21 protein-coding genes are annotated in these 21206 nt (G+C 30.5%); 11 read left to right on the top strand and 10 right to left on the bottom strand.

All coding sequences use genetic code 11. From position 1 onward, the window contains the following. The first annotated feature begins 122 nt into the window (after nucleotides 1-122). From nagA to OCV55_RS09595, 4 genes are all read left to right on the top strand, one after another. Nucleotides 123-1262 carry an N-acetylglucosamine-6-phosphate deacetylase gene (gene nagA, locus OCV55_RS09610; RefSeq protein ID WP_147580474.1) on the top strand — a complete coding sequence of 380 codons (1140 nt, stop codon included), beginning with the start codon at nucleotides 123-125 and terminating at the stop codon, nucleotides 1260-1262. A 93-nt stretch (nucleotides 1263-1355) separates the two neighbouring features. Then, nucleotides 1356-2378 carry a lactonase family protein gene (locus OCV55_RS09605; RefSeq protein WP_119364076.1) on the top strand — a complete coding sequence of 341 codons (1023 nt, stop codon included), beginning with the start codon at nucleotides 1356-1358 and terminating at the stop codon, nucleotides 2376-2378. A 13-nt stretch (nucleotides 2379-2391) separates the two neighbouring features. Next, nucleotides 2392-3066 carry a TIGR00266 family protein gene (locus OCV55_RS09600; protein WP_119364077.1) on the top strand — a complete coding sequence of 225 codons (675 nt, stop codon included), beginning with the start codon at nucleotides 2392-2394 and terminating at the stop codon, nucleotides 3064-3066. Next, nucleotides 3066-3836, top strand: a complete 771-nt coding sequence (locus tag OCV55_RS09595) for an HAD family hydrolase (protein WP_032090861.1) — start codon at nucleotides 3066-3068, stop codon at nucleotides 3834-3836. Before OCV55_RS09600 ends, OCV55_RS09595 begins: the two co-directional genes overlap by 1 nt. Nucleotides 3837-3903: 67 nt before the next feature. Here OCV55_RS09595 and carB (OCV55_RS09590) read toward each other — a convergent pair whose 3' ends face one another. From carB (OCV55_RS09590) to OCV55_RS09560, 7 genes are all read right to left on the bottom strand, one after another. Next, nucleotides 3904-7101: a carbamoyl-phosphate synthase large subunit gene (gene carB, locus OCV55_RS09590; RefSeq protein ID WP_147580473.1), complete on the bottom strand. Its 3198-nt coding sequence runs from the start codon at nucleotides 7099-7101 to the stop codon at nucleotides 3904-3906. A 1-nt stretch (nucleotide 7102) separates the two neighbouring features. Continuing rightward, complete coding sequence (locus OCV55_RS09585) at nucleotides 7103-8173, bottom strand: carbamoyl phosphate synthase small subunit (protein ID WP_147580472.1); 1071 nt, start codon at nucleotides 8171-8173, stop codon at nucleotides 7103-7105. A gap of 272 nt (nucleotides 8174-8445) precedes the next feature. Next, nucleotides 8446-8865, bottom strand: coding sequence for a hypothetical protein (locus OCV55_RS09580; RefSeq protein ID WP_147580471.1), 420 nt, complete (start codon nucleotides 8863-8865; stop codon nucleotides 8446-8448). A 36-nt stretch (nucleotides 8866-8901) separates the two neighbouring features. Next, nucleotides 8902-9360, bottom strand: coding sequence for a hypothetical protein (locus tag OCV55_RS09575; protein WP_147580470.1), 459 nt, complete (start codon nucleotides 9358-9360; stop codon nucleotides 8902-8904). A 107-nt stretch (nucleotides 9361-9467) separates the two neighbouring features. Next, a complete protein-coding gene (carB, locus tag OCV55_RS09570) occupies nucleotides 9468-12686 on the bottom strand; it encodes a carbamoyl-phosphate synthase large subunit (protein WP_147580469.1) in 3219 nt (1072 codons plus the stop codon). A gap of 226 nt (nucleotides 12687-12912) precedes the next feature. Continuing rightward, complete coding sequence (locus OCV55_RS09565; RefSeq protein ID WP_147580468.1) at nucleotides 12913-13572, bottom strand: hypothetical protein; 660 nt, start codon at nucleotides 13570-13572, stop codon at nucleotides 12913-12915. A 12-nt stretch (nucleotides 13573-13584) separates the two neighbouring features. Next, nucleotides 13585-13719 (bottom strand): helix-turn-helix transcriptional regulator, encoded by a 135-nt coding sequence (locus OCV55_RS09560; protein ID WP_227391988.1) that lies wholly within the window; start codon nucleotides 13717-13719, stop codon nucleotides 13585-13587. A gap of 134 nt (nucleotides 13720-13853) precedes the next feature. Here OCV55_RS09560 and OCV55_RS09555 point away from each other — a divergent pair, with 134 nt between their 5' ends. Then, the gene (locus tag OCV55_RS09555; protein WP_147580466.1) at nucleotides 13854-14315 is read left to right on the top strand and encodes a hypothetical protein; all 462 of its coding nucleotides are present in this window, start codon (nucleotides 13854-13856) and stop codon (nucleotides 14313-14315) included. Between the two features lie 21 nt (nucleotides 14316-14336). Here OCV55_RS09555 and OCV55_RS09550 read toward each other — a convergent pair whose 3' ends face one another. Continuing rightward, nucleotides 14337-14633: a helix-turn-helix domain-containing protein gene (locus OCV55_RS09550; protein WP_158546495.1), complete on the bottom strand. Its 297-nt coding sequence runs from the start codon at nucleotides 14631-14633 to the stop codon at nucleotides 14337-14339. 171 nt (nucleotides 14634-14804) lie between these two features. On the opposite strand from OCV55_RS09550, the gene OCV55_RS09545 reads away from it, so the two are divergent. The 4 genes from OCV55_RS09545 to OCV55_RS09530 all read left to right on the top strand — a co-directional run bounded on the left by OCV55_RS09545 (nucleotide 14805) and on the right by OCV55_RS09530 (nucleotide 17293). After that, nucleotides 14805-14936, top strand: coding sequence for a hypothetical protein (locus tag OCV55_RS09545; RefSeq protein WP_256179748.1), 132 nt, complete (start codon nucleotides 14805-14807; stop codon nucleotides 14934-14936). Between the two features lie 16 nt (nucleotides 14937-14952). Continuing rightward, a complete protein-coding gene (locus OCV55_RS09540) occupies nucleotides 14953-15651 on the top strand; it encodes a LytR/AlgR family response regulator transcription factor (protein ID WP_147580465.1) in 699 nt (232 codons plus the stop codon). A 600-nt stretch (nucleotides 15652-16251) separates the two neighbouring features. Continuing rightward, nucleotides 16252-16827, top strand: coding sequence for a hypothetical protein (locus OCV55_RS09535; protein WP_147580464.1), 576 nt, complete (start codon nucleotides 16252-16254; stop codon nucleotides 16825-16827). Beyond that, nucleotides 16808-17293 (top strand): accessory gene regulator B family protein, encoded by a 486-nt coding sequence (locus OCV55_RS09530; protein ID WP_267309895.1) that lies wholly within the window; start codon nucleotides 16808-16810, stop codon nucleotides 17291-17293. The genes OCV55_RS09535 and OCV55_RS09530 overlap by 20 nt, the downstream gene beginning before the upstream one ends. A gap of 21 nt (nucleotides 17294-17314) precedes the next feature. On the opposite strand, the gene gltA is transcribed toward OCV55_RS09530, so the two are convergent. Then, a complete protein-coding gene (gene gltA, locus OCV55_RS09525; protein WP_032090871.1) occupies nucleotides 17315-18703 on the bottom strand; it encodes an NADPH-dependent glutamate synthase in 1389 nt (462 codons plus the stop codon). After that, nucleotides 18703-19551 carry a sulfide/dihydroorotate dehydrogenase-like FAD/NAD-binding protein gene (locus tag OCV55_RS09520; protein ID WP_117788143.1) on the bottom strand — a complete coding sequence of 283 codons (849 nt, stop codon included), beginning with the start codon at nucleotides 19549-19551 and terminating at the stop codon, nucleotides 18703-18705. The genes gltA and OCV55_RS09520 overlap by 1 nt, the downstream gene beginning before the upstream one ends. Before the next feature lie 539 nt (nucleotides 19552-20090). Between OCV55_RS09520 and OCV55_RS09515 the strand changes: the two genes are divergently transcribed. Then, the gene (locus OCV55_RS09515) at nucleotides 20091-20771 is read left to right on the top strand and encodes an IS91 family transposase (protein ID WP_147580462.1); all 681 of its coding nucleotides are present in this window, start codon (nucleotides 20091-20093) and stop codon (nucleotides 20769-20771) included. Between the two features lie 116 nt (nucleotides 20772-20887). Beyond that, nucleotides 20888-21091, top strand: a complete 204-nt coding sequence (locus OCV55_RS09510; protein WP_147580461.1) for a hypothetical protein — start codon at nucleotides 20888-20890, stop codon at nucleotides 21089-21091. The last annotated feature ends 115 nt before the right edge of the window (nucleotides 21092-21206 follow it).

The following is a 21206-nucleotide window of genomic DNA, read 5'->3' as shown; positions in this document are numbered from 1 at the left end:
TATTATGACTCTAATTATATACTAATTTAGAGGTAAGGTAAATTGAATTTTTATTAGAAATAAGAGGAGTTGTTTCTTGTCTAGATAAGTAAAGTGTTCTATAATAAATATGAGGTGAAATTATGATTATACAAAGTAAAAAAGTCTGGATTGCGGATCAATTCACGCCAGCACAATTAGAATTAGAAGATGGAATTATTAAAGAAATATATCCTTACAATGAAAAAGAAGTTACGAAAGATTATGGAGATTTAAGAATTCTTCCTGGCTTTATTGATATTCATTGCCATGGAGCTTATGGTTTTGATACAAATGATGCTAATCCTGAAGGATTAAGAAAGTGGGCAAAAGGAATCGTTGATGAAGGAGTTACTTCTTTCCTTGCGACAACTCTTACTCAAAGTGAAGAAGTTCTTACAAACGCGGTAAGTAATGTCGCAAAAGTTGTAGAAGAAGGTTATGAAGGTGCAGAAATCTTAGGTATTCATTTTGAAGGTCCTTATTTAAATAAAGCACATAAAGGAGCTCAACCTGAAGAATATTGTGTAAAACCTAATATTGAACAATTTAAAAGATATCAAAAAGCTGCTCATGGTTTAATTAAATATATTACTATGGCTGTTGAAAATGATGAAGATTACGCTCTTACAAAATATTGTAGTCAAAATAATGTGGTCGTAAGTATTGGACATTCAAATGCAACTTATGAACAAGCTGTTCAAGCATACGCTCATGGAGCAAGAAGTATGACTCATGTTTATAATGCAATGACACCATTTACACATCGTGCAAATGGTCTTGTTGGTGGAGCCTTACGTATTAGAAATATGTATGGAGAAATTATTTGTGATGGAAATCATTCTACTCTTGCCGCTTTAAATAATTTCTTTACTTCAAAAGGTCCTGATTACAGTATTATGATTACAGATTCCTTAATGTGTAAAGGATTCCCTGTTGGTACTAAATTTGATTTTGGTGGACAAGAAGTTGTTATTTATCCAGATGGAAGTGCTCATTTAGTAGAAGCAGGTAACTTAGCTGGTTCTACTTTAAATGTAAACAAAGGATTAAAAATCTTAATTGAAGATGCTTTAGTTCCTGTTAATTACGCGATCAATGCATGTACATCAAACCCAGCAAGATGTTTACATGTTGATGATCGTAAAGGAACAATTGGCGTTGGTTATGATGCTGATCTTGTTGTTTTAGATAGAGATTATGAAGTTGTTCAAACTTATTGTAAAGGCATTGGGCAAAAATAATGTTTTGAGATGCTTCATGCATCTCTTTTTTCTTATATAGAAAGTTTTTTATAGTTATTTTATGGTACAATTATTTCAAAAGGAGGCGATTTTGTGTATCGTTTTTACGTATCAAGTTACGCTAAAGGAAAAGAAAAAGGTCTTTATGTATGTACTCTAGATGAAACTAAAAATGAACTTCATTTAAATAAACATATTCCTACCGAAGATTTTCCTTCTTATGTTATTAAAAAAGATGATTATCTTTATGTATCTTTAAAAGATGCACGTGTTGGTGAAGGAGGAGGTGTCGCAAGTTATCATATTGAAGAAGATGATTTAAAACAACTTTCTTTTTATAATTCCCATGGTCGTTCTTATACTCATTTATGTTTAAGTCCTGATCAAAAATATTTATTTACAGCCAATTATCACGTTGGAGCAACAGCTGCTTTCCCTTTAAAGGATCATAAAATTGGAGATAAACTTTCAGTTGTTCACCATCATGGTTCAGGAATTGATTTACTTAAAAGACAAACAAGTCCTCATGCTCATTATGTAGGAATTACTCCTGATCATAAATATCTTTACAGTGTTGACCTAGGTGCTGATAAAATTATTATGTATGAATTTATTAATGAAAAATTACAAGAAACATCATTAAGTCAATCTGTGATTCCTGGTAGTGGGCCTCGTCATATGATTTTTTCTCATGATGGTAAATATTGTTATCTTGTTAACGAAATTGCAAATAGTATTATGGTTTATCAATATGAAGATGGACACTTTACTTTGATTCAAGTTATTCATTGTGTACCTCGTCATTTCCATGGCTTTTCAAGTGCTGCTGCTATTCATATGACATCAAGTGGTAAACATATTATTGTTTCTAATAGAGGTCATGATAGTATTGTCCTTTATCGTGTGAATCAAGAAACTGGAAAAATCACTTTACTTTATATGGTGCATACTGGAAAAGGACCTCGTGATTTTAATATTATTGATGATCGTTATATTGTTGTTGCTAGTCAAGAAGATGATCGTTTGGAGCTTTATACATTTGATGAAGAAAAAGAAGAAATTAAGCCTACAGGAAATACCTTAGATATTATTCAACCTGTTTGTGTGGCTTTATAAAAGGAGAAAAATTATGAAATACGAAATTGTTGGAGATACTCTCCCTGTTGTTATTTGTCATTTAAATAAAGGTGAAAAAATGATTAGTGATAGTGGTGCTATGGCTTGGATGGATCCATGTATGAAAATGGAAACAAATGGTGGTGGTGCTGGTAAAATCATCGGTAGAATGTTTTCTGGTGAAACTTTATTTAGAAATAGTTATACGGCAAACAAAGATGGTTTGATTGCCTTTGCCTCAAGTTTCCCTGGAAAAATTGTCGCTATTGATGTAGAGCCTGGAAAAGAAGTCATCATTCAAAAATCTGCTTTTCTAGCTAGTGAAGAAAATGTAGAAACATCGGTTTGCTTTAATAAGAAATTTTCTTCTGGTATATTTGGTGGTGAAGGTTTTATTTTAACAAAGATTTCAGGACACGGAACATGTTTTATTGAAATTGATGGAAGTACCGTAGAATATAATTTACTACCAGGTCAACAAATGGTGATTGATACCGGTTATCTTGCAATGATGGATGCTACTTGTAAAATGGATATCCAATCAGTTCCTGGTTTAAAAAATAAATTTTTAGGAGGAGAGGGATTATTTAATACAGTGGTTACTGGCCCTGGTAAAATTGTGGTTCAAACAATGCCTATTTCAGCAGTCGCAAATTCACTTGCAAGATTTTTCCCTCAAGGTAAATAATGAAGAAATTGTTTTGTTTTGATATTGATGGTACTTTAAGAACAACCACAGATCATCAAGTACCAGAAAGCACTGTCAAAGCTTTAAACTTATTAAGAGAAAAAGGACATCTTTTACTAGTTTCAACAGGAAGAAGTGTGGATTCTTTAAAAAATACACATATTTATGATACTTTTTCTTTTGATGGCTATGTATGTAATAGTGGACAAGCTTTATTAGATAAAGATTTAAATTTAATTCACAAAGAAAATCTTTCTCGAGAAGTGGTTTTAAAAGCTCTAGAAGCTTCTAAAAAACATAACATTCCTTTAGCACTTAAATGTACACCAAGAATTATTAATATGGAACCAAATGAAGATGTTATTCGCTCATGTAATTATTTCAATAACCCTATTCCAACTGTAGGTACATATACAAATCAAGAAGTAGGTGCCATGATTGCCTATGGTCCTTTAGGATATGATTATCAAGAATTTAAAGCTATTGATGAATTAGATGTAATGGTTGGTGAAAGTAGTTATGCAGATATTACAATCAAAGGCATTTCTAAAGCAACAGGTATTGCTTATTTTATGAAGTTATGGAATATAGATAATTATGTCGCTTTTGGTGATTCTTTAAATGATGTTGAAATGTTTAAGCATGCATCGTTTTCTATTTGTATGGGACAAGGAAATAGTGATTTAAAGAGATTAAGTGATTTTGTGACAACTTCTATTGATGAAGATGGTATTTATTACGCATGTAAAGAATTAGGTTATATCCAATAAGATATAACCTAATTTTTCATATAAAAAAGAACAATGCTTTAGTATTACTACATTGTTCTTTTTAGTTTTATCTTAATTTTGTAATATCAATTAATGATGGTACACCTTGTTTACGTTTTTCAAGTGAATCAATAAGTGCTTTTGCTGTATCAAGTGACGTATAAATTGGAATACCTGCTTCTACGGCAAAACGTCTAATTAAGAAGCCATCTTTTAAGTTATCATTTCTTGTTGGAATATCGATTACTAAATCAACTGTATCCGTAAACATTAAGTCAAAGATTGTATTTGTTTTTTCACAGATACGATTGACAAAATGTACAGGTACGTCATGTTCTTTTAAGAATTTATATGTTCCTTCTGTTGCATATAAATCATAACCAAACATATAATATTGTTTAGCGATTGGTAAGAATTCTTCTTTAGAAGAATCTTTAATTGTACAAATGATATTCTTTCTCTTAGGTAATTGAATACCTGTTCCCATGAATGCTTTATAAATAGCTTCATCTAAGTTTTTAGAAATACCTAAAACTTCACCTGTTGATTTCATTTCAGGTCCTAAAGAAATTTCTGCACCTTTGATTTTTTCAAATGAGAACACTGGCATTTTAACTGCAATTGTTTCTTTTTCCGGAACAATTCCATAAGAATATCCTTGTTCTTCAATTGTATGTCCCATAATTGCTTTTGTAGCAATGGCAACAATTGGGATATCTGTAACTTTTGAAATATAAGGAATTGTTCTTGAAGATCTTGGGTTAACTTCAATAACATAAACTTGATCTTCATAAACAATGAATTGAATATTGATTAATCCCACAACATGTAATGCTTTAGCAAGACGTTTTGTATAATCAACGATAACATCTTTAATTTCTTGTTTGATTTTTTGTGGTGGGTAAACAGAAATACTATCTCCAGAGTGAACTCCCGCACGTTCAACGTGTTCCATAATACCTGGAATTAAGATACCATGTCCATCACAAACTGCATCAACTTCAACTTCTTTACCAGATAAGTATTTATCAATTAAGATTGGATGTTCTTGGTATTGTCTATTAATGATTTTCATGAACTTTTTAATATCGCCATCATTTAAGGCAATTTCCATACCAGCACCACCTAATACATAAGATGGTCTTACTAAAACTGGATATCCTAATTTATTAGCAACTTCAATGGCTTCTTCTGTTGTAAAGACTGTTGAACCTCTTGGACGGTCAATATGACATTTTTCAAGAATTTCATCAAATCTTTCTCTATCTTCAGCTGCATCTACATCATCAGCATCTGTTCCTAAGATTTTAACACCCATATCTGTTAAAGCTTTTGTAAGTTTAATGGCTGTTTGTCCCCCAAATTGCACGATGGCTCCATCTGGTTTTTCAATATCAACAATGCTTTCTACATCTTCAGCAGTTAATGGTTCAAAATATAAACGATCTGCAATATCAAAGTCAGTTGATACTGTTTCAGGGTTGTTATTAACAATAATTGTATCGTATCCTGCTGCTTTTAAGGCCCATACACAATGTACCGAACAGTAATCGAATTCGATACCTTGTCCTATACGAATTGGTCCTGATCCTAAAACCATGATTTTTTTCTTTTCTCTTTGAGGTTCTACTTCGTTCACTCCACCTTGAATTGAATAGTAATAAGGTGTTTGTGCATCAAATTCTGCCGCACATGTATCAACAACTTTATAAGCTGAAACAATATTATTTTCTTTACGCATTTGATGAATTTCTTGTTCTGTTTTTCCAGTTAATTCAGCAATGACTCTATCTGGGAATTGTAATCTTTTTGCTTGTTTTAATAAATCAACTGTTAATTCTTCTGTTTTAATTCTTTCTTCCATTTCTACTAAATGTTTGATTTTATCAATGAACCAAACATCAATTTTAGTAATTTCATGGATTTCTTGTTCAGTAATTCCTTTTCTTAAGGATTCAGCTACTGCAAAGATACGTTGATCATCAACATCTTTTAATTTTTGTTTTAATTCATCATGTGTTAATTTTGTAAAGGCATCTAAATGTAAGTAGAAAACATTTTGTTCAAGAGAACGTAAAGCTTTCATTAAAGCTCCTTCAAAGTTATTACAGATTGACATAACTTCTCCAGTTGCTTTCATTTGTGTTCCTAATTTTCTTGAAGCATCAACGAATTTATCAAATGGCCATTTAGGAATTTTACATACAACATAGTCTAATGTTGGTTCATAAGAAGCGTATGTTTTACCTGTAACGGCATTTTTGATTTCATCTAAGGTATATCCTAAAGCAATTTTAGCCGCTAATTTAGCAATTGGATAACCTGTTGCTTTAGAAGCTAAAGCTGATGAACGAGAAACACGTGGGTTTACTTCGATAACACAATATTCAAAGCTATTTGGATTTAATGCATATTGAACGTTACATCCACCTTCAATATTTAATGCTGTAATGATATTTAAAGCTGATGAACGTAACATTTGATATTCTTTATCTGATAAAGTTTGGCTTGGTGCCACAACAATACTATCTCCTGTATGAACACCAACAGGATCTAAGTTTTCCATGTTACATACAGTAATGCAGTTTCCTACACTATCTCTCATTACTTCATACTCAATTTCTTTCCATCCAGCAATACATCTTTCAATTAAACATTGACTTACTCTTGATAGACGTAAACCATTTGAACAAATATCATGAAGTTCTTTTTCATTATTTGCAATACCTCCACCAGTACCACCTAAAGTATAAGCAGGTCTTACAACAACTGGATAACCAATTTTTTCTGCAAATTCTAAAGCGTCATTCACATGGTTAACAACGATGGATGCAGCACATGGTTCGTTAATTCTTTCCATTAAGTTTTTAAATTCTAAACGATCTTCTGCAAGTTTGATGGTATCTGTATTTGTCCCAATTGTACGAACATTGTGTTCTTCTAAGAATCCTTCATCCGCTAAAGCCATAGCGATGTTTAATGCATTTTGTCCACCTAATGTTGGTAAAATGCTATCTGGTTTTTCTTCCATGATTAATTTTTTAACAACAGGTACAGTTAATGGTTCGATATAAACTTTATCTGCGATATCAGCATCTGTCATGATAGTTGCTGGGTTTGAGTTAATTAAAACAACTTCTACCCCTTCTTCTCTTAAAGCACGACATGCTTGTGTTCCAGCATAATCGAATTCTGCTGCTTGACCAATGATGATAGGCCCTGAACCGATAACTAATACTTTTTTTATACTTAAATCTCTTGCCATCTTATTTACCCTCCATCATTTTTTCAAATTCATCAAATAAAGTATCTGTATCTAATGGACCAGCACATGCTTCTGGATGAAATTGTACTGTTTTAATATTTTTACCAATATATTCAACACCTTCAATTGTTTGGTCATTTACATTAATAAACCAAGGTTTTGCGATATTTCGATCAATAGAATCATCACAAATTACATAGTTATGATTTTGTGTAGAAATATAAACACGACCTGTATTTAAATCTTTAACAGGATGATTTGCACCATGGTGTCCATATTTTAATTTTTCTGTTTTAAAACCATGAGCTAAAGCCATCAATTGATGTCCTAAACAGATTGCAAAGATTGGTAAACCACTTTCAGATAGTTTTTTAACTTCTTTAATGATTTCAACATTTTCGCTTGGATCTCCAGGACCATTTGATAACATCACTCCATCATAGTTTCCTTCAATGATTGTACTTGCAGGAGTAGATGCTGGATAAACTGTGACTTCTATATTTCTCTTTGCAAGTGATTTAGCAATATTCTTCTTAGCACCAAAATCTAATAAAGCAACTTTTCGATCTCCACTACCTACTGTATAAGGTTTGTCACATGTTGTTCTTTCAACGACACCAGTTACTTTAAAGTTATGTATTTTTTCCATCACTTCACTTAAATCATCATATTTTGTTGTTGTAATCATTCCATTCATACAACCTTTATTTCTAATAATTTTAGTTAAATGTCTTGTATCAATTCCTTGAATACAAGGAATATCATGTTCAATTAAATAATCTTTTAAATCAACATTTTTTCTAAAGTTACTTCCAAGTCTTGCAAGTTCATTTACAACAAATCCTTCAACATAAGGTTTTGTAGATTCTTGATCTTCTAAACATACTCCATAGTTTCCAATCAATGGATATGTCATAACAACTGATTGTCCAGCATAGGAAGGATCTGTCAGTACTTCTACATATCCTGTCATCGAAGTATTAAATACAAATTCACTGACAACTTCTTTGTCAGCTCCTACGCTTTCACCTTCAAATACGTTTCCATCTTCTAAGATTAAATAGGCTTTCATATATTTTCCTCCTTTTTTTGTTATAAAAAAACATATCAATTAAAAATGATATGTTAGAAACAATGAGAATATAAAAATGAGGTACTCGTATTCAATTGTAAGCAATCATATTTGACACTTTGTTGTAACATAGCCCTCATCTCCTTTTGTTCTTGAATAGTATAGTAGATTTGACAACATTTTTCAACACCAATTTATAATTTTTTATTATTATGTAATTTTATTTTATTAACATTTTTTTAGTATAAGAAAAAAGAGATTTTACTCTCTTTCTATGATTGAAAATACTTTTCTATTTCTTTTACTTCCTTTTCAGGTATTTCTAATAAGTTAATTGCTTCTTTAAATGACATTTGTAATCCTATCATCAGTTTTTTTACATGCGCTATATTCTTTTCTTTACGTTCTATTTGTTTGCCTTCATTTCTTGCTTCTAAGACAATGCTTTCACCTAAATCACACATATCTTTAACCTCACTTTCTATTTTCTTTGTATTCAATCCATATTCTTCTATAATTCTTTGCTTTCCCTTATAATCTAATACATTATTTAGAAGGACCATCAATGGTGTCAACAATTCATCATGTTCTTTGTTTAAGTATATCGCAAGAATTACTCCCTTGTCATAAATTTCTTTTTCTTCTACTGTCGTTCCACAAATAATCCTTTCGTTTGTTTCATAGACATTCATATGCCCATCTTTTCTTTTTGGTGCCTTTGGCATGATTCATAATGAATAGACCTTCTTCATCCCATCATAGTTTTTATCATCATATTCGCTTCCCCATTGCTCTGATACTATTCTTGAAACATAAGCATATCCTCTGGTAATAATAGAATACCCTGGATAAGGATTATTTTGTATTTCTACATATAAATAAACCCGTATATTCTTTCCATCTTCTTGTGGTACATCAATATAACATAAAATATCATAATAAACCATACCTTCATCTTTGATGAAGCCCTTTTTATCTACAAGATGAAAATGTGGATTAACTATTAGATCACCTATATGTACTCCTTTTATTAGTCTTCTAATTTCTTCAACATTTAAATGATTTGCTTCATCTACAGCTGCCTTTATGATTCTTGATAATACTTCTTCATTTCCTATGATCATCTTACATAAATGATCATACATTGTTGTTTGTTTACTCGTTGTTATTTTATTGATTGTTTCCATAAGTAGTCCTCCTACTTATTTATTCGCTCTTTTTTTATTTTTTCTTCTTTTTTGTAAAAATAAAAAAATTGTTAGGAAATCTTATGACTTCCTAACAATCATTCATATTAATCTTTAATTGCTTTATGATATTCTTGAAGTGATTTTACTTCATGTGTTCCATGAATTTCAGCTTCTAAGATACCTTCTACAGCTGCATTTGCAGCAGCAATGTTTGTCATGTATGGAATTTTCATTTTAATAGCTGTTTTTCTAATATAACTATCATCATGTGCAGATTCTTTACCATGTGGCGTATTGATCACCATATCAAGTTCACCATTTGTAAGAGCATCTGCAATATTTGGACGACCTTCTTTGATCTTTTTAATTTTGATAGCTGGAATGTTATTGCTATTGATTAATTCAAATGTTTTACCTGTAGCCACAATTTCAAATCCTGCATCATAATATTTTCTAGCAAGAGCAACAACATCTTTTTTATCTCTATCAGAGACAGAAATTAAAACACGACCAGATGTTGGTAATTTTGTTTGAGTAGCTTCTTCAGCTTTAAAGATAGCAGCTCCATAAGAATTAGCTAAACCTAATACTTCTCCTGTTGATCTCATTTCAGGCCCTAGAATTGGATCAACTTCAGGGAACATATTGAATGGGAAAACAGCTTGTTTTACACCAATATGAGGAATCTTTCTATCTTTTAAATCTTTAACAGGTGATGGTCTACCTGTAAGTTCACGCGTAACGATATCTGTTGCAAGTTTTACCATGTTGATGTTACATACCTTAGATACTAAAGGTACTGTTCTTGAAGCACGTGGATTTGCTTCTAAAACATAAACTTTATCATCAGCAATCGCATATTGCATATTCATTAAACCACGTACATTCATTTCTCTAGCAATTTTCTTAGTATATTCTTTTATTGTTTGTACATGTCTTACTGGAATATGTTTAGATGGTAAAATACATGCTGAGTCCCCTGAGTGAATACCAGCAAGTTCAATATGTTCCATAACAGCAGGCACAAAAACATTTTCTCCATCAGAAATAGCATCTGCTTCACATTCCATCGCATCATTTAAGAAACGGTCAATTAAGATAGGACGATCAGGTGTTACCCCAACAGCAGCTGCCATATATTGTTTTAATGAATCATCATCGTAAACAACTTCCATACCTCTACCACCTAATACGTAAGATGGTCTTACCATTAATGGATAACCAATTCTTTGAGCGATTTCTAAAGCATCATCGATTGTTACAGCCATTCCTGATTCAGGCATTGGAATTTCTAATTTTTCCATCATTTCATTAAATAAGTCACGATCTTCTGCCATATCAATTGTTTCAGGTGTTGTTCCTAAAATATTTACACCATTTTCTTTTAATTGACTTGCAAGATTTAATGGTGTTTGTCCACCAAATTGAGCAATGACTCCTAATGGTTTTTCTTTTTCATGAATACTTAAAACATCTTCTAATGTTAATGGTTCAAAATAAAGTTTATCAGATGTATCATAATCTGTTGAAACTGTTTCTGGGTTACAGTTAACAATGATTGTTTCAAATCCTAATTTCTTTAAGGCAAGAGAAGCATGAACACAGCAATAGTCAAATTCAATACCTTGACCAATTCTGTTAGGTCCTCCACCTAAGATCATGATTTTTTTATTATTTGATACTTCATCTTGATCTTTTCCATTATATGTAGAGTAATAATAAGAACTATCTTTTGTACTTGATACATGAACTGGTTCCCAGACTTGATGCATACCCATAGCAAGTCTTTGATTTCTAATTTCTTTTTCTTCAACATCTAATAACTTAGAAATATATTTATCAGCAAATCCATCTTTCTTTGCTTGTTTTAAAACGTCATCTGGTAATTGATTTCCTTTATAAGAAGCAATTTTTTCTTCTTCTTCAACGAGTTCTTTCATTTGTTCAATGAAATAATGTTTAATTTTTGTAAGTTCAAATAATTCATTAACAGTAGCTCCTTTTCTTAAAGCTTCATACATAATGAATTGTCTTTCACTTGTTGGATTAATTAATAATTTTAATAATTCATCTTTAGATAAATCATTAAAGTTCTTTGCATATCCTAAACCATAACGTCCTGTTTCTAAAGAACGAATTGCTTTTTGAAAAGCTTCTTTATAAGTTTTACCAATACTCATAACTTCCCCAACAGCTTTCATTTGTGTACCAAGTTTATCTTCTGCTCCTTTGAATTTTTCAAAAGCCCAACGTGCAAACTTAATAACAACATAATCTCCATCAGGATAATATTTATCTAATGTTCCATATTTACCACATGGAATTTCATCTAATGTAAGTCCAGCCGCTAACATTGCTGAAATTAAAGCAATAGGGAAACCTGTTGCTTTAGAAGCTAAAGCAGATGAACGTGATGTTCTTGGATTGATTTCAATAACAACAATACGATCAGTTACTGGATCATGAGCAAATTGAACATTTGTACCTCCAATAACTCCAATTGATTCAACAATACGATAAGCTTGTTCTTGTAAACGATTTTGCACTTCTTTTGAAATTGTAAGCATTGGTGCACTACAGAAAGAATCTCCAGTATGTACTCCTAATGGATCAATATTTTCAATAAAACAAATTGTAATCATGTTATTTTTAGCATCTCTTACAACTTCTAATTCTAATTCTTCCCATCCTAAAATAGATTCTTCAATTAAGCATTGGTGTACTAAACTTGCTTGCAACCCTCTATTTACAACTGTTTTTAATTCATCAACATTGTAAACAAGTCCTCCACCTGCTCCACCCATTGTATAGGCAGGTCTTACAACTACTGGATATCCTAATTTATCAGCAATAGCTAAAGCTTCATCAACCGTATTTGCAATTTCACTTCTTGCCATTTCAATACCAAGTTCATTCATGGCTTTTTTGAATTCTAAACGGTCTTCTCCACGTTCAATAGCATCTACTTTTACCCCTAATACTTGAACGTTATATTTGTCTAAAACTCCGGCATTACTTAATTCAGAACATAGATTTAAAGCTGATTGTCCACCTAAGTTAGGAAGTAAAGCATCTGGTCTTTCTTTTTCAATGATTTGTGTTAATCTTTCTACATTCAATGGTTCAATATATGTCACATCTGCAGTTTCTGGATCTGTCATAATTGTAGCTGGGTTAGAATTGACTAAAACAATTTTATACCCTAATCCTCTTAATGCTTTACAAGCTTGTGTTCCTGAATAATCAAATTCACATGCTTGACCAATAATAATTGGTCCTGAACCAATGACTAATACTGTGTTAATATCTTCTCTTTTTGGCATCTTTAATCCTCCTTTTGATTGTAAAAAAAACATATCTTAGAAAAGATATGTTTCAAATTAAAAAATAAAAAGCGAAAAAGGGCCCATGTCTTTATATTGAATTGTCATAAGTAGATCTTTTTTCATAATGGCCTCCTATAAGCAATTTCGCTCTATCTATAGAAAAATTATATAAGATAATGATTGGGAATTAAATAAATTAAAATATAATTATCATACTAATTTTTTATTTCCATGCCAAATAATATCCTTGCCAATTCTTTTTAAGTTGAGCTGTTGCTTCTTGTTTCTTTTTTATTCCCATTTCATTTGTATACGTATATTCAACCATCACAGTATCTTCATCTAAATAGTTTTCAAAGTTCACATCTATATCTAATACTTCCGAATTTGTTTCACCATTTGTTTGTGAAATAAGCTGTGCAGATTGAAAGGTTTGAATAGGAAGATTTATTGTTTCTTTAAAATGATCTTCTTCTTTATTTAAAGAAAGTGTATATGTATCTTTATCTGTTTTAAAAATAACTTGTGCTGTTGTATTATCTTGATAATTTTTTAAAATCAAATCAATATTTATATTATAACTATCCTTTTTAATATCACTGATATAACCACTAAAATAAGAACAAATAGAATTTGTATCTAGTGAAATTGGTTGATCACCATAAAAGTCATTGATTTGTTGTTGCAACGAAGAATTTGCTTCTTCCAATGCATCTATTCTCTCACTCATCTTAACTGCTACATAACTTTCCATAATAATAACTACAAAAATAACAATTCCAAAGATAATAATCATATTTCGATGATTAGTACTTTGATCCGTTTTTATTTTTTTGCTTTCATCTAAAAGTTCTTCTAAAGAGATGCCAAAAACATCAGCCATAGCCTTACAACTTTATATATCAGGTGATGACTGATTACTTTCCCATTTTGATATTGTTTGTCTTGATATATGCGGTAATTTACCTAATTCTTCTTGCGATAATTCCTTCATTTTCCGATATTTTTGAATACGTTCTCCAAGTGTCATATAATCTTTCATCCTTTTATTCATCATAACATGAGATAAGAAGAAGATATGCTCTAAGGATTAACATTTTGTCTATAAATCTTTACTTTAATAAAAATCAAATATTTAGTACAATTATCTAAAGGAGGAATTCTATGAAATCTAAAATACTCTTTATTTGTTGTTTTATTTTATTATTATGTGGTTGTTCAAAAAAGGAAGACACTAAAACTGAAGAACTTCTTACAAATAATGATATTGGTTTTACAATTATCGTTGAAGATGGTCGTGGAATTACAAAGGATTCTAAGATAAATCATATAAATGATTATATTGGTGATCAGTATATAGAATCAAAAAAGAATAATGATACAGTTTATTATAATGATTCTATTCAAATTACTTTAAATAAAAAGAATAAAGTTAAAAAAGTAGAACTATTTACAGATCATTACAAAATTGAAGGTAATTTCTACGTTGGTTTAGAAAAAAATAATTTAGATTACGAAAATCACAAAGAAGCGAACAATCAATATATTGCCTATAGTGAAAATAAAACAGTTAAAATGACCTATACGCTTTCAAACAATACAATTACAAAAATCACATTAGCCTAAAAATAGTTATCGATCAGATAACTATTTTTCTTTTAATTTCTTCATTTTTTCTTCTTTTGCAATCGTTTTAAAAATAATACTTTTACTTGTAGGACTATATGATTCAAAATCTATCTCATGTGCATGCTCATCATATATTGGTGCATCATCCACAATAATCGTTACATTCATACGTAAAATATCATAAATTCTTTTTACTAATTTATTATTGGGATTTAAATTAGGATTTGTTTCAATTCTATAAATAGTACTCTCACTTACTCCTAAGCCCTCTGCAAGCTCTTTTCTAGAAACGCCTCTTTCTATTCTTTTATTCATAATTATCTCATTAACATTCATTATCCGTCACCCTTTTAATTCATGTTAACAATTAAATCGTGCATTTTACGCATTATAAAAGATACCTTCAGGAACGATAACTATTCTTTCATGCACGTTCTATTGACTTCATATCTATGTCAAATATAAAGTACACTTAAGGAGGTAATTATGATAAACTATTTAATTGAAAAATACTTTGCATTGTTAGGTGGAGTTGCCTATAGTAACGCAACATCAATGTCTGCTTTTAACTTCTATGAATTCGACAAACCCGAACAATTAAAGAATTTAAACAAATAAGGAAGGTGGCATCATTATGAATATTTTGATATTAGAGGATACAAATACTTTTGTAGAGGAGTTTGTTGATATACTCAAAAATAACAATCTATTCACTGATGCCCATTTCTTTTGTCTAGGGGATCACTTTGAAAAGATTGATGATACAAAAGATTACCAAATTATTTTTATAGATGTTCATTTAAGTAAATCAATAAATGGTATCGATTTTTCTATAGAACTTAAAAAGAGGTTTCCTAAAGCACTTATTGTTTTTGTGACCATGAACAATAACTTTGTTCATAAATCTATGGAACTTCAACCATTTTATTTCATTAGAAAAGATCATTTAAATGAAGACATGTCTATCTTCTTTAAAATGTTTAAAGAACATTTAGAAAACACAAGTTTTATAGTCATTAACGCTAGAGAAAAACGTGTACGTATTAATACCAGTGATATTATCTACATAGAAGCTGATGGTCATTACTTAAAAATTATCACATTAGATGGTGAATACAAATTCAAAGAAAAAATAAAAGAATTTAAAACTCAACTCAATAATAACAATATCATTCAAGTGCATAGATCCTATCTTATTAATTTAGATTTTGTCTATGATGTAAATTCCAAGTTCATCATCTTAAGAAATAAAAAAGAAATCAATATAGGTAAAACATATAAAAAGAAATTTAAACTAACTTATCAGGATTATTTACTCAATGGTAGCTTATAATATATTTCTTAATTTTGTAGAAGTATTTACCCTTACTACTTTCGTTTACCTTTATTACTCATTTTCAAGTAGAAAACAGTTTTGTCTTCTACTTACTTCTTTATTCTTAATATGTGAATTATGTGATATTTTCAAAGAAAATGGATTTATACTAATGATTGGTTATTTTATTATAAGTTACTCATTTGTAATATATAAAAAAGACAGAATGTTTCTAGGAGATGCATTTATACTTGGTGGTTATATATTTTTTATTTTCTTATGTACATTTATTTTATACTATTTATTCAGGCCATTGTTAAATAGCGATTTCTCCATTCTATTTTATATATTGGTTGGCGTATTTTCTAAAACCATTTTAGTATTATTTACTTATTGGCTACTTTCACATTTAAAATATGACCTTAATGTACCGAATCAACAATATCTAATTGTAATCATTACAGAAATATTAGTTTTAAGTATTTTCGTATAATCGGATATGCTTCTGTTGATATTACTGTAAGTTTCAGTTCATTTATCGTATGTTCTCTCTTACTAATCGTTTTCTTTCTTATAATTATAAATGGTATCTATTTTAATAAAATATATACAGAAAAGATGCAATATGAAAAACAATTACAAAAAGAAAAATATATAAAACAAAGCTTACGTCTCATACAAAACATTAGTTATGATATTGATGATAAGAAACATCGTATTCATTGGATATTAGAACACATTAAACACTTAAATAACGATACCAATCCAAAAATATCCAAAGCTATTGAACAATATCAATCTAAAAACACTTACCAAAAATTAGTTGCATCTAAAAATCCAGTATTTGATATTTTGATTTCTGTAAAAATCAATAGGTTACAAGATGATAATATAAGTATTAAACCTTTCTTTGAAATTAGCCAAAATGAAAAATATGATGATTTAGATTTTATTGATGTTATTTCTGAAATATTAGATTATGTTAAAAGACATAATGAAATAACTTTGCACATTAAAGGTCAAGGTATTTATACGTTAGTTGAGCTTTATTCAGAAAATGATTTTTATGATTATGATAGATGTAAAATTGAATCTGATTTAATTGTTAAGAAAAAGAACATTTATAAAGATGGTATTTATTACATGAAATTTTTATTAAAAGGAACAGATGATGATGTTAGAGAAAATTTATGATAAATATGATTTTGATCAAGATTATGAAGTATATAAGTATGGTCAACAAGTTTTAATATTTAATTCAATCGTTAATATATTTATGTTTATTCTAGGATTATGTTTACATGAAGGACTTATGACATTAGTTTGGATGTTAGCATTTTCCGGATTAAGAGTGAATTTAGGTGGATATCATTGTGATAGTCCTGTTAAATGTTTTATTACATCTAATAGCGTTTATCTTATTTCAATACTAGCATATCAATATTTAAGTAATTATTTCCTTGTATTTTTATTTATACTATTTGTATTATTACTAGTAATGAGCAAATATTTTAAATATTTAAATAAAAAAGCAAAATTAACAATGTGCATTGAAGTCATTTGCCTTCTAATTCCAAAAATAAATATGATTATAGTCCTAACATTAATAGAAAATATAATTAGTTATTTAATGACAGCCAAAGAAAAAGTCAATTCGTAATGTGAATTGACTTTTTAAATACTATTTATTTTGTAGATATTCATCCATTGCTTTAGCTGCTTTTTTACCAGCACCCATAGCTAAGATAACTGTTGCTGCACCAGTAACAACATCTCCACCTGCATAAACACCATCTTTAGATGTTTTCATTGAATCTTCATCAACGATAATTCCACCCCAAGATTGGCAATCTAAACCAGGAGTTGTATGTCTAATTAATGGGTTTGGACTTTGTCCAATAGCAACAATAACTGTTCCTGTTTCAATTGTGAAGTTAGATCCTTCTTTAGCGATTGGTCTTCTTCTTCCAGATGCATCAGGTTCACCTAATTCCATTTCAACACATTCCATAGATTTAACCCATCCATCTTCACCTTCAATTTTAACTGGATTAGTTAATAATTTGAAGATAATTCCTTCTTCTTTAGCGTGATGTACTTCTTCAGCACGAGCAGGAACTTCTTCAGGTCCACGACGATAAACGATATATACGTTTTTAGCTCCTAAACGTTTTGCAGTTCTTGCGGCATCCATAGCAACGTTACCAGCACCGATAACACATACTGTATCTGTTACTTTAACTGGAGTTGGATGATCTGGGAATTGATATCCTTTCATTAAGTTAACACGAGTTAAGAATTCGTTCGCTGCATAAACACCGTTTAAGTTTTCCCCAGGAATTCCTTGGAAACGTGGTAAACCAGCACCACTACCTACGAAGATTCCTTGATATCCTTGTTCTTGTAATTCATCAATTGTAATTGAACGTCCTACAACAACATTTGTTTCGAAATCTACACCTAAAGCAGCAACACCATCTACTTCGCTTTGTACTAATTTTTTAGGTAATCTGAATTCTGGAATACCATAAGATAATACCCCACCTGTTTTATGTAATGCTTCAAAAACAGTCACATCATAACCTTTTTTAGCTAATTCACCAGCACATGTAATACCAGCAGGTCCTGATCCAATAACAGCAACTTTTTTACCATTTTTTTCAATTTTTAATTCTGCAGGTTTTCCATGTTCTCTATGATAATCAGCAACGAATCTTTCTAATCGTCCGATTCCTACTGATTCAGTTTTAATTCCTCTAACACATTTACCTTCACATTGATTTTCTTGAGGACAAACACGTCCACAAATTGCAGGTAATGCATTTTCTCTTGTAATTGTTTGATAAGCTTCTTCAAATTCACCTTCTGCAACATGATGAATGAATTCAGGAATTGGTACTCCTACTGGACACCCATCCATACAGAATGGTTTTTTACAGTTTAAGCAACGAGTTGCTTCTTCCATAGCTTGTTCTTTTGTATATCCTAAAGAAACTTCTTCAAAGTTTTTATTTCTTACATTAGGATCTTGTTCAGGCATTTTAACCTTATTTGGTGACATATTAGGCATTATTTTGCACCTCCCATTAAATTACAAATACGATCTGCATTCGCATCTACTTGATGTTCTTCTTCTTTAAACATTCTTTGGCGAGCCATTAATTCATCAAAGTCTACTGATAAACCATCAAAGTCTGGTCCATCAACACATGCGAATTTAATTTTACCATCAACAGTAACACGGCAGCATCCACACATACCTGTACCATCAATCATAATAGGGTTTAATGAAACCATTGTCTTTAAATTATGAGGTTTTGTTACCCCAACAACAGCTTTCATCATAGGTACTGGTCCAATAGCGATAACTTCATCAATTGGATCACCACTATCAATTAATTCTTGTAATTTAACAGTTCCAAATCCTTTTTCTCCTAAAGATCCATCATCTGTCATCACATATACATTTTTACAGAAAGCTTTAAACTTATCTGCCCATAATACATATTGTGCTTCACGTCCACCAATGATAACATCCACATCTACACCCATTTCAGCTAATTTTTTAAGTTGTGGATATAATGGTGCACTACCAACCCCACCAGCAATACCAACAACATGATTTGATTTATGTAAATCAGTTGGTACACCTAAAGGTCCAACGAAGTCAGTGATTTCATCACCTTCATTTAATTTTGCTAATTGACGAGTTGAAAAACCTACAATTTGATAAATAATTGTAATTGTTTCAGCTTCTCGATCATAATCAGCAATTGTTAAAGGAATTCTTTCTCCATCTTCACCAACTCTTAAAATAATGAATTGACCTGGTTCGCACTTTCTAGCAACCATTGGAGCATGAACTTCCATTAATTCAACAACATCATTTAGTCTTTCTTTTTTGACTATTTTGTACATTTCTGGTTTCCCCCAATTCTTTTAGACTACCTCTATTATACGCTTATGTGAATAAAAAAACAACGTTCCTTCTAGTAAGATTTCCTAAAAGAAAATCGTTGTTTTAATTTTTTAAAAATTCTATATTTTGAATATTTTTTGCTCTTTCAAGCTTTTCAATTAAGTTAATATTATAGTTATTTTTAAACAATAAAGAGAATATAATATCCATTATATAATCTGCACTTACCTTTGATGAATAAGATCCTATCTTTGAAAAAATATTTTCTTTATAAAAAAGGGGAAAAATAAATTTTGTCCACATGGTAATAATCTTTGAAGATTATTATCTTTTTAGTGCTAGTCTAAGCTCTATACTTCTTGTGGTACCAAAGAGGCTAAATTACGTGCTACTCATATTTTCTCTATCGCACTCGATGCCAAGCACCGTCATATCGTCTTTACCATTCCAAAACATCTAAGAGGTTATTTCATTAAAGACAGATTCCTTTTGAATCTTCTTTTTATCGCTGCCAGAAACACCCTTGCCTGTGTTTTTAATGATGCAAAGTACAGAAAAATCAAAATGCCCTTACTCCTATAAAAATAACAGAAACAAGATCGTTTTCGGTTCTGTTTTGACTTTACATACTTTTGGCAGAGATTTGAAATGGAATCCCCATATCCACTGCCTTGTTTGTGAAGAAGCTTTTGATACCAAAAAAAATAAAATGAAGAACTTTTCTTTTATTTCCTATAAAAAGCTCAGAAAGACTTGGATGTATCAGGGCCTTGATCTTCTTTCAAAACAAGAACTTGAGAATTTCAATTATCTCAAACAACGTTTCTATAAAGAACTTGTAAACGGCTTTTATGTCTACGCTAAAAAGAAAGAAAAAGACAATGACGACAATAACGTTGATGATTGCGTCAACTACATTACCAGATACACTTCCAGACCTCCCATGGCTGAAAACCGCATCATCAAATATGAAGATGACAAAAAGATGATCAGATGGTGGTACAACCGTCATGAGGATGAAAAATATATCGAAATATATGAAAGCGCTGAAAACTTTATAAACAATCTTATCCTTCACTGTCCTGATGAAAACTTTAAAATGATCAGATACTATGGTTTCTATTCAAACAGGAATAAAAAGTTGCTTGAAAAGATATATGAACTTTATGGCATAAAAAAGAAAAAGCGTATCAGAAATCTGAAAGAAAAAAAGATTTAAAAAACAAACTTGACCATCTAAAATACCGCACACATATGATAGAATCATTGCAAAAAAATATTCTTTTATGTTCATGTGGCAATCTTATGAAATGTGAATATACATAGGTACCCCTAATGACAGACTCTACAGTGAAAAATGCATCAATGATTGCAGAAGATACACTTATCGAAACGAAGTGTACTGCTTGTGGTCATATTGACAATGTTCCTAACTGGATTATTGGTGAATTGGCAGAAGAAGACAGAATCTCCAGTAAACATGGTGAAGTTGAAATAGAATGTCCTGTATGTAAAGGTCCTATGAGAAGAGTTAGGTAACTGTTATATAACACAGGGTAAAAAAATTCATACCAGATCACGCAAACATATCATAGTGTTTTGATATGAATTTTTATATACTATCTTTCTTGACGCATCCAAATTCTTAATAGAT

Source organism: [Clostridium] ammoniilyticum, assembly GCF_025566905.1.
Classification (GTDB): domain Bacteria; phylum Bacillota_I; class Bacilli_A; order Erysipelotrichales; family Coprobacillaceae; genus Faecalibacillus; species Faecalibacillus intestinalis.
Note: the sequence above shows the minus strand (reverse complement) of the source record. Positions and strands in the feature narration are given on the sequence as shown.

Coding starts and splice junctions, on each gene's coding strand:
- OCV55_RS09600 (WP_119364077.1), top strand. CDS start 2,392: ATGAAATACGAAATTGTTGGAGATACTCTCCCTGTTGTTATTTGTCAT.
- OCV55_RS09510 (WP_147580461.1), top strand. CDS start 20,888: ATGACAGACTCTACAGTGAAAAATGCATCAATGATTGCAGAAGATACA.
- OCV55_RS09530 (WP_267309895.1), top strand. CDS start 16,808: ATGTTAGAGAAAATTTATGATAAATATGATTTTGATCAAGATTATGAA.
- OCV55_RS09550 (WP_158546495.1), bottom strand. CDS start 14,633: ATGAATAAAAGAATAGAAAGAGGCGTTTCTAGAAAAGAGCTTGCAGAG.
- OCV55_RS09555 (WP_147580466.1), top strand. CDS start 13,854: ATGAAATCTAAAATACTCTTTATTTGTTGTTTTATTTTATTATTATGT.
- OCV55_RS09585 (WP_147580472.1), bottom strand. CDS start 8,173: ATGAAAGCCTATTTAATCTTAGAAGATGGAAACGTATTTGAAGGTGAA.
- nagA (WP_147580474.1), top strand. CDS start 123: ATGATTATACAAAGTAAAAAAGTCTGGATTGCGGATCAATTCACGCCA.
- OCV55_RS09580 (WP_147580471.1), bottom strand. CDS start 8,865: ATGAATGTCTATGAAACAAACGAAAGGATTATTTGTGGAACGACAGTA.
- OCV55_RS09515 (WP_147580462.1), top strand. CDS start 20,091: ATGATGCAAAGTACAGAAAAATCAAAATGCCCTTACTCCTATAAAAAT.
- carB (WP_147580469.1), bottom strand. CDS start 12,686: ATGCCAAAAAGAGAAGATATTAACACAGTATTAGTCATTGGTTCAGGA.
- OCV55_RS09520 (WP_117788143.1), bottom strand. CDS start 19,551: ATGTACAAAATAGTCAAAAAAGAAAGACTAAATGATGTTGTTGAATTA.
- OCV55_RS09575 (WP_147580470.1), bottom strand. CDS start 9,360: ATGGAAACAATCAATAAAATAACAACGAGTAAACAAACAACAATGTAT.
- OCV55_RS09540 (WP_147580465.1), top strand. CDS start 14,953: ATGAATATTTTGATATTAGAGGATACAAATACTTTTGTAGAGGAGTTT.
- carB (WP_147580473.1), bottom strand. CDS start 7,101: ATGGCAAGAGATTTAAGTATAAAAAAAGTATTAGTTATCGGTTCAGGG.
- gltA (WP_032090871.1), bottom strand. CDS start 18,703: ATGCCTAATATGTCACCAAATAAGGTTAAAATGCCTGAACAAGATCCT.
- OCV55_RS09595 (WP_032090861.1), top strand. CDS start 3,066: ATGAAGAAATTGTTTTGTTTTGATATTGATGGTACTTTAAGAACAACC.
- OCV55_RS09535 (WP_147580464.1), top strand. CDS start 16,252: ATGCAATATGAAAAACAATTACAAAAAGAAAAATATATAAAACAAAGC.
- OCV55_RS09560 (WP_227391988.1), bottom strand. CDS start 13,719: ATGACACTTGGAGAACGTATTCAAAAATATCGGAAAATGAAGGAATTA.
- OCV55_RS09545 (WP_256179748.1), top strand. CDS start 14,805: ATGATAAACTATTTAATTGAAAAATACTTTGCATTGTTAGGTGGAGTT.
- OCV55_RS09565 (WP_147580468.1), bottom strand. CDS start 13,572: ATGGCTGATGTTTTTGGCATCTCTTTAGAAGAACTTTTAGATGAAAGC.